The following is a 12,384-nucleotide window of genomic DNA, read 5'->3' as shown; positions in this document are numbered from 1 at the left end:
CCAAGGCCTCCGCGCCACACCACCGCCCCACCCGTACCGGGACGGGACGGCGCGGCGGCGGACGGTGGGGGCGGCGGGGTGCCGTACCCCGTCCCGCCCCGGGCGGTCAGCGCCGGCGGGCCTTGCGGGCCCGGCGGACCAGCGCCGCCGTACCGACCAGCGCCACCGTGGCACCGGCCGCGCCCAGCGTGGTCGCCGCGTCCTTGCGGCCCAGCCGCCGGCCGGCCACCGTGTGCCGGCCCGCCACCTCGGTGAGCAGTTCGGCCAGCACCTCCTCGTTGGTCCATTCGGGCCGCCAGCCCGCCTCGTACAGCTTGCTGCCGCTGACCACCCACGGATGCATGGTGTACGCCAGGTCCCCGGCCGGGGACGGGGTCAGGCCCAGCCGGTGCAGCCGGCCCGCCGCGCCCAGGGCGACGGCCGGGGGCAGCTCCATGCGGCGGATGCCGGACAGCTCCTCGACCTCCTCCTGCTCCAGCCAGCCGTCACAGCCCACCGCCAGCTCACCCTCGACCCGCTCCAGCGCCGCGTACTCCAGCGCGCCCACCAGGTCCTGCACGTGGCAGAACTGCCAGCGCGGCCGGGAACCGGCCACCACCAGCAGCCGGGGCGACTCGAAGTACCGGGTGAGGGCCGTGTCCATGCCGCCCACCAGAACGGCGGGACGCAGCACGGTGACGTTGAGCCCGGGGTGGGCGCGCGGCGCGCGGCGGGCGAGGTCCTCGATCTCCAGGAAGTCACCGACACAGGTGGCCTCGGCCGTGGCCCGCAGTTCGGCGTCCTCGGCGAGCGGCAGATCGTTGTCCGCCAGCGCCCCGTAGACCATGGCCGAGGTGACCAGCACCACCCGCCGCACCCCCGCCGCGGCGGCCGCGGTGAGCACGGTCTGGGTGCCGCGCACGTTGTACGCGGTACGGATCGCGGGGTCCGACTCCAGGTCGAGGTCGAGCGCGAGGTGGACCACGACGTCCACCGGGCTTTCGTGCTCGGCGGACTCGCGCGAGATGCCACGGGTCCGCAGCAGCTCGGCGATGGCCGGGTCGCGGACGTCGAGGGTGTGCCATTCGGCGCCCTTGGCGTCCCCGAGGCGCTCATCGAGCGCCAGCACACGGTGGACGTCCGGCGTGGCCAGCAGCCGCTCGGTGAGCAGCGCCCCGACCCCGCCTGCGGCGCCGGTGACCGCGACGGTCAGCGGCGCCTTGGGGCCGTTTCGCGCTGCGCGAACGGTTGGCTCCGGGGAACTCACAGGACTTCTCCAGCGGTTGTTTCAGTACGACGTGCGCAGGCCCCATCCTGCCTGAGAGGTGTCTAGGCTGGAGGCAGAGACCAGCGATTCAGGCACGTTGGTTCCGTCCGACGACACAGAGCCGAGGATTCCCGTGAGTAACTTCCCCTTCGGATTCGGCCTCCCGGATGACCCCGACGACGACCCCGGCAAGAAGAAGGACGGCCAGGGCGGCGGCGAGCTGCCGGGCGGCGATCCGCTGTCGGCGATGTTCGGGTCGCTGGGCGCGGGCGGCCAGATGAGCCCGCAGGATCTGGGCGCCGCGTTCCAGCAGCTGGGACAGCTGCTGTCCTACGAGGGCGGCCCGGTCAACTGGGAGCTGGCCCAGAACGTGGCGCGCCAGACGGTCGCGCAGGGCGCGGCCGACGGTTCGAAGGACACCAGCGTGGGCCGGCACGAGCGTGAGCAGGTCGAGGAGGCCATGCGGCTGGCCGACCTGTGGCTGGACGGGGTCACGGCGCTGCCCTCGGGCGCCGGCACGGCGGTGGCGTGGAGCCGCGCCGAGTGGGTCGAGGCGACCCTGCCGGTGTGGAAGGAGCTGGTGGACCCGGTCGCGGAGCGCGTGGGCGCGGCGATGAGCGATGTCCTGCCGGAGGAGATGCGGGCCATGGCGGGCCCGCTGCTGGGCATGATGCGCTCGATGGGCGGGGCGATGTTCGGCACCCAGATCGGGCAGGCGGTGGGGGTGCTGGCCGGTGAGGTGGTGGGCTCCACCGACATCGGGCTGCCGCTGGCGCCGGCGGGCAAGGCGGCCCTGCTGCCGGCCAATGTGACGGCCTTCGGTGCGGGCCTGGGGGTCCCGCAGGACGAGGTACGGCTGTACCTGGCGCTGCGGGAGGCCGCGCACCAGCGGCTGTTCGCGCACGTGCCGTGGCTGCGCTCGCACCTGTTCGGCGCGGTGGACGGGTACGCGCGCGGCATCCAGGTGGACACGGAGAAGCTGGAGGACCTGGTCGGGCAGCTGGACCCGAGCCGGCCCGAGGAGTTGCAGGAGAAGCTCCAGCAGGGTCTGTTCCAGCCGGAGGACACCCCGCAGCAGAAGGCGGCGCTGGCCCGGCTGGAGACGGCGCTGGCGCTGGTGGAGGGCTGGGTGGACGCGGTGGTGCACGCCGCCGCCGAGCCGCACCTGCCGGCCGCCTCCGCGCTGCGCGAGACGCTGCGGCGGCGCCGGGCGACCGGTGGCCCGGCGGAGCAGACGTTCGCCACGCTGATCGGTCTGGAGCTGCGGCCTCGCCGGCTGCGGGACGCGGCCCGGCTGTGGGCGTCGCTCACGGACGCGCGCGGGGTGTCGGGGCGGGAGGCGCTGTGGGCGCACCCGGATCTGCTGCCCACGGCGGAGGACCTGAACGACCCGGACGGTTTCGTCCACCACGAGCAGCCGGACTTCTCCGAGCTGGACCGGATGCTGGGCGAGGCCGCGCCGGACGGCCGGGAGTCGCGGGACGGCCAGGAGTCGCAGGAGCGCCCGCGTCTGGAGAAGGACGGCGACGACGGCGACGACGGGAACGGGGACGGCGGCAGGGACAAGGGCGGGGACGACACCAAGTGAGTTCCCTGCACCAGGACGCGGCGCGAGTGCTGGAGGCGTGGCCCGCGCCGGACGGCGCGCAGGACAAGCTGCGCGCCGAGTACGCCGCCCATCTCGCGGCGCACCCGGACGGCATGTGGAAGGCGTGCGCCGCCGGTCATCTGACCGCGAGCGCGCTGATCATCGACCCGGAACGGCGGCAGGTGCTGCTGACTCTGCACCGCAAGCTGCGGATGTGGCTGCAGACCGGCGGCCACTGCGAGCCGGGCGACCCGACCCTGGCGGACGCGGCGCTGCGCGAGGCGACGGAGGAGTCGGGCGTCCCCGGCCTGCGGCTGCTGCCCGAGCCGGTCAATCTGGACCGGCACAGCACCCCGTGCGCCGTCCATCTGGATGTGCAGTACGCGGCTCTGGCCCCGTCCGGCGCGCGTGAGTCCATCAGTGAGGAATCGCTGGAGCTGCGCTGGTTCGACTACGAAGAGGTGCGGGAGGTCGCGGACGCCTCGGTGGTCCGGCTGCTGGACCGCACCCGCGCCGCCCTGCGCTAGACCGTCCCTTCCCGCGTCCTCCCTGGCCCCGGGCCGCCTCCGGTCTCCGGGCCGGGGGCGCGCCGGGGGTCAGGGCACAGTGCGAGGGGCTAGCGCGGCCCCCAGGCGCCGCCCTGGTGCAGGCCGGGGCCCGCCCCGACGCGGCCGGCCGTCGGAAGACGCTGGCCGAACGAGGTGTGCTGGGGCGGCAGCAGTTCGCTGGGCTGCACCACCGCGTACCCCTCCCCCATGAAGCTCAGCTCCCAGCCCTCGCCGGTCGCCCCGCGCCGCCGCCAGATGGAGCGGGAGGCGGTCTGCGCCTGCATCTGCACCCGCAGCGCGGTGCTCCAGGCCACCACGGCGTCCGCGTCGGCGCTCACATAGCGGTCGGGGGTCACCGGCATCACCAGCGGCGCGTCCGAGGTGGTGATGGCCACCTTGCCCTGCCCGCTGATGACGAGGTTGTACGCGCCGGCCCCGGCGATGCCGTGCTGGCTCTCCACCGAGATGATCTCCCAGTGCAGATGGGAGTCGAAGGCCAGCACGTAGGCGCTGTCCACGGTGAGCCCGTCGTGGCCGACGTCCAGGACGTGGATGTGCTGGGCGAGGTTGGCGAGGTAGACGGTGCCCTGCCCGAAGCAGCGCATGAGCGGCAGCACCTCGCCGGTGGCCCACTGCGCGTACTGCTGGTGCCGGCTCAGGTATTCGCCGTCGAACTCGACCATGCCCTCGAAGGCCACCATGGAGCCGGCCCGGGCCACCAGGTCGTCGCCCTCGCTCAGGTTCACCCGCAGCATCCGGGCGTTCTGCGAGGCGAAGCGCTCGGCGGACTGCGTCACCGTGTGGTTGAAGATCGTGCTCTGCATGTCCTGCTCTCCCCCGTTAGGACGGCTGCTGCTGCTCGGTGAGCCGCTCGGTGCTGTCCTCGCTGGGCTGGACGACGACGAAGCCCTCGCCGCTGAACCCCAGCTGGTACGCCTCGCCGCTGCCCCGGCCGATCAGTGAGGACGCCTTGAAGCTGCGTCTGCCCTTCATCTCCAGGCCGGTGGACCAGGCGACGAGCGCGTCGGGGTCCACGAAGATCTCGCCGTCCCGCGCGCAGTCGATGACCACCGGGATGCCCCGGCTGGTGACGGCGACCCATCCCGTACCGGAGATCCCGAAGTTGAACAGGCCCTGCCCGGCGAACTTGGCCATGCCCTTGACCCGCTGCACGCCCCAGGTGAGATGGGCGTCGAAGGCGAGGACGTTCGTGGCGTTGACGGACAGGTTCTCGTCGTTGAGGGGGACGCAGACCACGTTGGCGCCGTAGTCGGCCAGATAGAGGATGCCGTCGCCGTGGCAGCGCATCAGCGGGACACTCTCGCCGCTGAGCCACTGCGAGGCGACCCGGCGCAGCGCGGCCGGGTTGGACTCGTACTGGATGAAGCCCTCGTAGGCGACCATGGAGCCGGTCCTGGCGAGGAGTTCGGCGCCGGTCCGCATGGCGATCTTGGCCATGGTGGGGCCGTGGTTCTCCATCCGGGCGGCGGGCGGGGTCGGGGCGTGGCCCGACACCATGTGCTGATCCATCATCGCTCCGTCAGATCTCGAACGGCTGGACGATCACAAAGTTCCCCGGGGCACCGCGGAACTGGAGCTGGGTGGTCTCCCCGCTGTCGCCGGGGTAGGCGTGGCGGCGCAGGCGTACCTGATGGGCCACCAGCACCTGGGCGGCCGCCGACCAGGCGATGGTGGCGTTGGCGTCGGTGAAGGTCATGGGGGTGACGGGGAGGACGAGGGGTTCGCCGCGGGTGGTGATGACGACGGTGCCGTGGCCGTGGAACTGGAGGGCGTAGAGCGAGCCGCCCGGGATGCCGGGGCCGTCGATGCGGCGTACCTCGTGGTCGAGGGTCTCGTCGAAGGCGAGGACGTGCTGGGAGGCCACGCACAGGGCGTCGCCCTGGAGCTCGACGGGGTGCAGGCGGGTGGCTTCCTCGGCGAGGTAGACCTGGCCGGTGCCGCTGACCCGCATGAGGGAGCCGAAGCCCTCGCCGGTCATGCCGCTGACCAGGCGGCGCTTGATGCCGCCGCCCTTGTAGGCGAAGTCGACGTCGCCCTGGTAGAGCACCATGGAGCCGAGCCTGGCCATGATGGGGCGGCCCTCGTCGGCGGCGAGGTCGATGCGGACGAGCTGGGGGTTCTGGAGGCTCCAGCGGCCTGCCTCGGTACCGAGCGCGCCGTAGGCGTCGAGGGCCGTGCGTATCCCGCCGGCGGGCGGGGCGGGCAGCGGTTCCTGCGGTTGTGGCGGCGCCTGCCCGAACCCGGCGGCCGGAGCCGCGGCCGGGGGTGGCCCGGTGGGTACGGGGGCGGGTGGTGGTACGGGGGCGGGCGGTCCGACCGGTGCGGCCGGCGGGGAGACGGCGGGTGCGGGGGCGGGCGGTGCGGGAGCAGCTGGCGGCGGGGCGGCCGGTGCGGGGGCGGGCGCCGCGACCGGGGCGGCCGGGGCCGGGGCCGGGGCCGCGAACGTGACGGGAGCCGGCGCTGGTGCTGGCGCCGGCGCGGATCCGGGGCCGGGTGGTGGCGCGAAGCCGGGCACGGCCGCGGGCTGCTGCGGCTCGGGCGCCGCCTCCGCCTCCGGCTCCTCCTCGTCGACCTCGCCGCCGAAGTGCCGCAGCAGCGCCTCCAGACCACCGTCGAAGCCCTGCCCGACCGCGGCGAAGCGCCAGCCGTCCTTGCGGTAGAAGTCGCCCAGCATCACGGCCCGCTCGGTGGTGAACTCCGAGCCCTCGAACGCGTACCGGACCACCTCCTCGCCACCTGCCACGATGCGCAGATAGCCGGGCGCCGCCTGCGCCATGGTGCCGTCGCCGTCGATGGTGGCGGTGAAGGCGAGCCGGTCGATGGCGGGGGGCACCCGGTCCAGGGTGATGCGGAAGGACTCGGTGTCCCCGGCCTGCGCGCCCAGCAGTTGCAGGGACTCCTCGGGGGAGGTGAGCTGGTTGTAGAAGATGAAGTACCGGTCGTCGCTGAGGCGTTCGTCGGCGTCGAGGCCGAAGCAGCTGATGTCGAAGGTCATCCCCGGACCGGAGATCTGGACGCCGACGTAGAGGTCCGTCCCCAGGGTGAGGTCGCTGAGTCTGGCCTTCTGGCCGCGTTGGAATTGCCTGACCATGCGTAACCGACCGTCCCCCGGTCCCGATCCGAACGAACTGTGTCGATCAGCCTAGTCGTTGCCGCCGACAGCGGGACGGCGGAGTGTCAGTCGGGGGCACCGCAGGGGATGTACGGCAACCGCTCGGCGGCCACCACCCCCTCCAGGAACCCGCGGGCCCGCTCGGTGCGCGGGTAGGCGTCCAGCAGCCGCCAGAAGCCCTCGCCGTGACCGGGCACCAGGAGATGCGCCAGCTCGTGGAGGATGACGTAGTCGATGACGTACTCCGGCATGCCCTGGAGCCGGTGGGAGAGCCGGATGCTGCCCATGGCGGGGGTACACGAGCCCCAGCGGGAGTTCTGGTTGGTCACCCAGCGCACACTGTCGGGGTGGGCCCGGCCGCGCAGATAGCGGGCGGAGAGCTCGGCGGCGCGCTGCCCGAGCGCGTCGTCGTCGAGCATCCGGCGGTCTTCCTGGGCGGCGAGCTTCTCCAGCATGACGGAGACCCAGCGCCGCTCCTCGTCGGCCGACATCCGGGCGGGGATGAGGACCACCGTGCGGTCGCCCTCGCGGTAGGCGGAGACCGTACGCCGGCGGCGGGTGGAGCGGCGCACCTCGACCGCCCGGTCCACCGGGGGACTGATCCGCGGCGGGCCGGCGCTGCTGTTCAGCGGATCGGCGGTCACACTTCGACGTTACCCGCTGACAGGCGGAAATGTCCCCCCTGGCGGCTCCGGAGCGGGCAAGCGGCGTGGAGCCAGGCCGCTTATCAGACCATATCCCTCACATGTGGATAACTTTTCCCGCCGCCGCCGCACGATCGTGCACGCTGAGTCACGAACAGAGCGCGACAGGTGAAAGCAACAGTGAAAGCGGGGATGACCCACATGCATCCGATGATCAAGCCGGCCCTGCGTCGTGGCTGGCGGGACGGACACACGCTGCGCTTCGGGGTGACCCCCGCCCACGCGGTGCTGCTCGGGCCGGTGGACACGGCCACCCAGAGCTTTCTGACCCTGCTGGACGGCACCCGGGGGCTGCCCGCGCTGCGGGACGCGGCGGCGGCACTGGGCCTTGGCCGCGCCGCCGCCGACCGGATCGCGCACCGGCTCACCGACCTGGGTGTGCTCGACGACGCGGCGGCCGACCGTGCGGCGGCCTCCCGGATCACCGAGGCCGCGCGGCCGGACCTCGCCTCGCTGTCCCTGGTGCACCGCGAACCCGGCCGGGGGCTGCGCCGGCTGCTCGAACGCCGCCGGGCCTGGGTACGGGTGCGCGGCGCCGGCCGGGTCGGCGCGGCGGTGGCGGTCACGCTGGCGCAGGCGGGCGTGGGCCGGGTGGAGGTGATCGACGGTGGCCGGGTGTCGGCCGCCGACACCTCACCGGGCGGGGTGCGCGCCGACCGCAAGGGACAGCGCCGCGCCGAGGCTGCGGCCTCGGCGGTGAGCGCCGCCGTCCCCTGGCAACGCGAGGGCGGGCCGCCCCCGCCCGGGGAACGGCAGGAGAGGCCGCATCTGGTGGTGCTCGCCCCGCGCGACGGCATCACCGCCTACGCCCCCGACCCGGCGTCGGCCGCCCCGCTGCTCGCGGCCGGCACACCGCATCTGTACGCGGGGGTGGTGGAGGCCACCGGCTTCACCGGTCCCCTGGTGCGGCCCGGGCGCACGGCCTGTGCGGAATGTCTGCTGCACACCAGGGCCCGGGGCGAACCGGGCTGGCCGCTGCTGGTGGCCCAGTGGCGCAACGCCCGTCCCGGTACCACCCCGTCCTGCGACGCCGCCCTGGCCCAGACGATCGCGGGGCTGACGGCGGCCACCGTGCTCTCCTACCTGGACGGCACGGCCCCGCCCCCGCTGAGCACCCGGACGGAACTCTCCCTGCCCGATCTCTCCTTCACCACGACCACCCATCCGCCGCACCCCGACTGCCCCTGCGGAGCCTTCAGGTCCGGCACCCATCCCGCACCCGCACCCGACACCGAAGACGTCCCCGGCGCCCCGGCCGAGGGCCGCGCCGCAGACCCGGCCGGGGCTGCCTCCTGAAGGCCGGGACGGGGCCGGGCGACGGTCCGGCGGCCGGAGGCCGGTCCGCCGCAGGGGCTCCCGGAGCGGGAACGCGGAAGCCCCCGCCGGGGCGGGGGCTTCGGTCGAAGGTGGACGGTCGCTGACGGGGTCAGCGCTGGTGGAGCACCGCCTGGGCCAGGGCCCGGCGGGCCCGGTTGGAGGCCCGCTCCGCGCGGGCCTGGAGGCGGCGGGACTTGCGGTGCAGCCGGTCGGCGATGGCCACCTGCCGCGACATGCGTTGAGATTCGGCTTCGCGCACGCGTTCGCTCATATGGGAGCGTGCCAGCGCTTCTGGGATGAGATACAACTCGGTGATCCTGTTCTGGTCCTGGCGCGGTGCGACCGCGGCCAGATCTGCGGTGTTGTCGTTCAGTGGACGGATCCGGGAGATCCGCCGGGGGCCATGGGCGGCCGGGTTGCCGATGGTGCCGTTGGTGTTCATGAGGCGAGGACCGGGTTCTTGCGCGGGCGGCCACGGGGCCGCTTCCTCGGCACCACCACACCCTGGACGAAGAGCTCGCCGCCCCAGACGCCCCACGGCTCACGCCGCTCCTTCGCGCCGGCCAGACATGCCTCGCGCAGCGGACAGGCGCCGCACAGCGACTTGGCGTATTCGACGTCCTCGGGGGACTCGGCGAAGAACACCTCGGGGTCGTAGGAACGGCACGGCACGGTGGCGTCGAGTCGCTCGATGGCCTCGTCGAGTTCGTTGAGGCTGTACAGCGGGGTCACAGAAGTCTCCGGATCGGGTGGTGAGTTCAGGTCAGGTCGGGCGGACGGCGCGATGGGCACGGTCATGTCCTTGTTCTTTTCTGTTGTCGTGGGCAAAACAGAAGGGCCGCGGATCCCGATGTGGGTTCCGCGGCCCTGGAAGGTGCCGACCTGATCTGTGCCGATCAGGCTGGGTGCGTCCAGGGTTTGAGCCCGCGGAGGGCCCACATCGTGTGGAGCTGGGTCTTCTGCTGTCCGAACAGCTGATTCGCTGCCACTGCTGCCGCGCCGGCGCCGTTGGCTGCTGCTGCTGCGATCGCGCCATAGGCATCCGATGCCTGTGCCGCTGCCACTGCCGCTACCGCGGGCGCCTGGGTCGGTCGCTCACTGCGCTCGACGCGCTCAATGCGCACCTCACGCACGGCTTCGGCACCGGAGACACCGGTGGCGAAGAACAGGTGGGAACCGCCCGGCAGGCAGGAGGAGACGACGTCATGGCCGGACAGCCCGGACAGTTTCGTCAGAGTGATGCTCGCCACTGGAATCGCCTCCCCTAAGGAGTCTCGGCGGGTACAGGAATCACATCCTGACCCGAGGCATACAGAATCGGTACAACTCAGTACAGCACGGCTCGTCCGGAAGCGAAAGCCTCCCTCGACGCCGTGTGCAGCACGCTATGCGTATCGCTCGGGGCCGCGCAAACTATTTTCCCGAGGTTTCCCCGTCGGGGTGATCGGCGGCCTCGTCCGCCACCTCCCCGTCCCGCTCGGGAAGCTCCTGACCTGCGCACAGGGCCAGGATGTCGTCGCCGAACTGGGCCAGTTTGTGGGCTCCGACACCCGAGATCCGCGACAACTGGGCCCGGTCGCCCGGCACCGACTCGGCGATCGCCATCAAGGTGACATCGGTGAACACCGCGTACGCCGGGCGCCCCAGCTCCTTCGCCTGCTCCAGGCGCCACTCCCGCAGCCGCTCGTACAGCGCCTCGTCCATGGTGGAGGGGCAGTCCACGCAGCGCCGCAGCTTCATCTCGGTGGCCTCGGTCAGCGTCCGCCCGCACACCCGGCACGGCACCGGACCGCGCGGCTTGCGACGGCGACCGCCCTCGCCACCGCCCTCGACGCCGCCCGCCCCGCCCTTGCGGCGGGCACCGGCGGGACCCGAGCCGGGCCGCAGCCCGTCCAGGAAGCGGCTGGGCCGCCGGGAGGCCCGGCCGCCCGGGGCGCGCGCCAGCGACCACGACAGCGTCAGATACAGCCGGGCCCGGGTCACCCCCACGTACAGCAGCCGCCGTTCCTCCTCGATCTGCTCGGCCGTCTTGGCGTGCGTGATCGGCAGCATCCCGTCGGTGAGCCCGACCAGGAACACCGCGTCCCACTCCAGGCCCTTGGCGGTGTGCAGGGAGGTGAGGGTCACCCCCTCCACCGTCGGGGCGTGCTGGGCGTTGGCCCGCTCGTCCAGCTCGGCGACGAAGGCGACCAGCGTGGCCCCCGGAGTGGCGCGCTGGAAGTCCTCGGCGAGCCGCACCAGAGCGGCCAGGGACTCCCACCGGTCCCGGGCGGCGCCCGAGCCGGCCGGCGGCTCCGGCGTCCAGCCGGTGGTGGCCAGCACCGCGCCCACCTCGGCGGCCAGGCTGTCCGCCCCCACCAGGGCCTGGTCGTTGCCGCTGCCGGCCCGCGCCGCGCCGCGCAGCGCCATCCCGGCCTGCCGGATCTCGGGGCGTTCGAAGAACCGCTCGGCGCCCTTGAGCTGGTAGGGCACCCCGGCCTCCGCCATGGCGGCCTCGTAGCTCTCGGACTGCGAGTTGGCCCGGTACAGCACGGCGATCTCGCTGGCGGGCACGCCTTCCCCGCCCTGCTCGACCGGGGTCATCAGCTGCCGGATCCGGCGGGCGGTCGCGGCGGCCTCGGCCGGCTCGTCCGGGTGCTCGGAGAACTCCGGCTCGGGCCCGGCCGGACGCTGCGAGATCAGCTGGAGCCGGGACTCGGCGGCCCGGCCCTTCGCCTGGTCCAGCAGACCGTTGGCCAGCTGCACCACCTGCGGGGTGGAGCGGTAGTCCCGCACCAGCTTCACCACGGTGGCGTTGGGGTGCAGGGTGCGGAAGTTCAGCAGATGGTCCGGGGTGGCCCCGGTGAAGGAGTAGATGGTCTGGCTGGCGTCCCCGACCACACACAGGCTCTCCCGGTCGCCCAGCCACAGCTGGAGCAGCCGCTGCTGGAGCGGGCTGACGTCCTGGTACTCGTCGACGACGAAGTGCTGGTACTGACGGCGCACGGTCTCGGCGATGTCGGCGCGGTCCTGGAGGATGCCGACGGTGAGCAGCAGCACATCCTCGAAGTCGATGGCGCCCCGGTCCTGCTTGAGCTGTTCGTAGGTGGCGTAGATGCGGCTGGTCTGCGCGGGGTCGCGCGGCGCGTCCTTGCCCGCCTTGATGACGGCCGCCGGATAGTCGTCCGGGGTGGTCTGGGTCACCTTGGCCCACTCGATCTCGCCGGTGACATCGCGCAGCTCGTGACCGTTGAGGGAGATCCGGCAGCGCCCCGCCGCCTCCGAGATGAGTTTGATCTTGCGGTCCAGCAGCCGGGGCACCTCGCCGCCCACCGCCCGGGGCCAGAAGTACTGGAGCTGGCGCAGCGCGGCCGAGTGGAACGTACGGGCCTGGACCCCGCCCGCGCCCAGGCCGCGCAGCCGGCCGCGCATCTCGCCCGCCGCCCGGTGGGTGAAGGTGACCGCCAGCACCGTGCTGGGCTGGAAGACCCCCGAGCGCACCCCGTAGGCGATGCGGTGGGTGATCGCCCGGGTCTTGCCAGTGCCGGCGCCCGCGAGCACGCACACCGGGCCGTGCAGGGTGGTGGCCACCGCGCGCTGTTCGGGGTCGAGCCCGTCGAGCACGGCGTCGGCGGAGTCCGGGACGGTCGGGAAACCGGAGGAGCCGGGGAGGCCGGGGGAGCCGGGGAGTCCTGGGGGCGGGGTTGCTGCTGTCACGCCCGTCATGCTGCCAGGTCCCGCGCCGGGATGCGGGTCACTTGTCCACAGGCCCGGTCATACCGTCCCACCATTCCTGGGGATTACGCACCCCGCCGTCGGTGTTGTCCCCTCAGCGATGATGGGATCGCGACCGAGACGCACATCCGCAC

At 73.1% G+C, this 12,384-nt stretch carries 12 protein-coding genes; 3 read left to right on the top strand and 9 right to left on the bottom strand.

Going from position 1 to position 12,384, the window contains the following annotated elements; genetic code table 11:
* Nucleotides 1-106 precede the first annotated feature (106 nt).
* Nucleotides 107-1,246 carry an NAD-dependent epimerase/dehydratase family protein gene (locus tag ACTFAP_RS19730; RefSeq protein ID WP_495681740.1) on the bottom strand — a complete coding sequence of 380 codons (1,140 nt, stop codon included), beginning with the start codon at nt 1,244-1,246 and terminating at the stop codon, nt 107-109.
* 133 nt (nt 1,247-1,379) lie between these two features.
* On the opposite strand from ACTFAP_RS19730, the gene ACTFAP_RS19725 reads away from it, so the two are divergent.
* The gene (locus ACTFAP_RS19725) at nt 1,380-2,834 is read left to right on the top strand and encodes a zinc-dependent metalloprotease (RefSeq protein ID WP_500466998.1); all 1,455 of its coding nucleotides are present in this window, start codon (nt 1,380-1,382) and stop codon (nt 2,832-2,834) included.
* Nucleotides 2,831-3,361 (top strand): NUDIX hydrolase, encoded by a 531-nt coding sequence (locus ACTFAP_RS19720; RefSeq protein WP_436978997.1) that lies wholly within the window; start codon nt 2,831-2,833, stop codon nt 3,359-3,361. Before ACTFAP_RS19725 ends, ACTFAP_RS19720 begins: the two co-directional genes overlap by 4 nt.
* 89 nt (nt 3,362-3,450) lie before the next feature.
* Here the strand turns inward: ACTFAP_RS19720 and ACTFAP_RS19715 are convergent, their stop codons facing one another.
* From ACTFAP_RS19715 to ACTFAP_RS19700, 4 genes are all read right to left on the bottom strand, one after another.
* The gene (locus tag ACTFAP_RS19715) at nt 3,451-4,206 is read right to left on the bottom strand and encodes an AIM24 family protein (RefSeq protein WP_400009935.1); all 756 of its coding nucleotides are present in this window, start codon (nt 4,204-4,206) and stop codon (nt 3,451-3,453) included.
* Between the two features lie 16 nt (nt 4,207-4,222).
* A complete protein-coding gene (locus tag ACTFAP_RS19710; RefSeq protein WP_390117268.1) occupies nt 4,223-4,912 on the bottom strand; it encodes an AIM24 family protein in 690 nt (229 codons plus the stop codon).
* Nucleotides 4,913-4,922: 10 nt separating this feature from the next.
* A complete protein-coding gene (locus ACTFAP_RS19705) occupies nt 4,923-6,494 on the bottom strand; it encodes a TerD family protein (RefSeq protein WP_500466997.1) in 1,572 nt (523 codons plus the stop codon).
* Between the two features lie 86 nt (nt 6,495-6,580).
* A complete protein-coding gene (locus ACTFAP_RS19700) occupies nt 6,581-7,159 on the bottom strand; it encodes a M48 metallopeptidase family protein (protein ID WP_390117272.1) in 579 nt (192 codons plus the stop codon).
* A 201-nt stretch (nt 7,160-7,360) separates the two neighbouring features.
* On the opposite strand from ACTFAP_RS19700, the gene ACTFAP_RS19695 reads away from it, so the two are divergent.
* Complete coding sequence (locus ACTFAP_RS19695) at nt 7,361-8,515, top strand: TOMM precursor leader peptide-binding protein (RefSeq protein WP_500469501.1); 1,155 nt, start codon at nt 7,361-7,363, stop codon at nt 8,513-8,515.
* Between the two features lie 130 nt (nt 8,516-8,645).
* On the opposite strand, the gene ACTFAP_RS19690 is transcribed toward ACTFAP_RS19695, so the two are convergent.
* The 4 genes from ACTFAP_RS19690 to ACTFAP_RS19675 all read right to left on the bottom strand — a co-directional run bounded on the left by ACTFAP_RS19690 (nt 8,646) and on the right by ACTFAP_RS19675 (nt 12,241).
* Nucleotides 8,646-8,978: a putative WhiB-interacting protein gene (locus ACTFAP_RS19690; RefSeq protein WP_030737246.1), complete on the bottom strand. Its 333-nt coding sequence runs from the start codon at nt 8,976-8,978 to the stop codon at nt 8,646-8,648.
* Nucleotides 8,975-9,334: a WhiB family transcriptional regulator gene (locus tag ACTFAP_RS19685; protein ID WP_030737249.1), complete on the bottom strand. Its 360-nt coding sequence runs from the start codon at nt 9,332-9,334 to the stop codon at nt 8,975-8,977. The genes ACTFAP_RS19690 and ACTFAP_RS19685 overlap by 4 nt, the downstream gene beginning before the upstream one ends.
* Before the next feature lie 98 nt (nt 9,335-9,432).
* A complete protein-coding gene (locus tag ACTFAP_RS19680) occupies nt 9,433-9,786 on the bottom strand; it encodes a hypothetical protein (protein ID WP_390117276.1) in 354 nt (117 codons plus the stop codon).
* A gap of 163 nt (nt 9,787-9,949) precedes the next feature.
* Nucleotides 9,950-12,241 (bottom strand): ATP-dependent DNA helicase UvrD2, encoded by a 2,292-nt coding sequence (locus ACTFAP_RS19675; RefSeq protein ID WP_500466996.1) that lies wholly within the window; start codon nt 12,239-12,241, stop codon nt 9,950-9,952.
* Nucleotides 12,242-12,384 lie beyond the last annotated feature (143 nt).

The sequence above is a fragment of the Streptomyces sp. PH9007 genome (genome assembly GCF_059813725.1).
The sequence above is the reverse complement of the archived record's forward strand: the minus strand, read 5'-3'. Positions and strand labels throughout refer to the sequence as shown.